The organism is Cohnella baijiui (assembly GCF_020731285.1).
Lineage (GTDB): Bacteria > Bacillota > Bacilli > Paenibacillales > Paenibacillaceae > Cohnella.
Genome location: NZ_JAJFOW010000388.1, coordinates 1 through 227 on the forward strand (window position 1 = coordinate 1; position 227 = coordinate 227).

General features: G+C 38.3%; 1 pseudogene. It reads right to left on the minus strand.

The features are described 5' to 3' along the window. Nucleotides 1–227: pseudogene (locus tag LKX83_RS33075) on the minus strand (NAD(P)/FAD-dependent oxidoreductase); the annotation flags it as partial.

Here is a 227-nt window from a genome sequence, read left to right on the forward strand (position 1 = left end):
CGACACAGCCTAATGCTACAATCAACTGATCGAATGGAACTTCCCGTCCTTTGCATATGACTTTATGAAAAGAAACTTGAATGTCTTCAATTTCATCCTGAATATACTCTATTTGACTATGCACGGGAAAAGCTGCTTTGATTTTTGTTTCATTCAACGATCCGCTGGCCAACGCGTAATATTCCGGTTTAATGGTATGATATGAAAGCCTGTCAATAACGGAAATT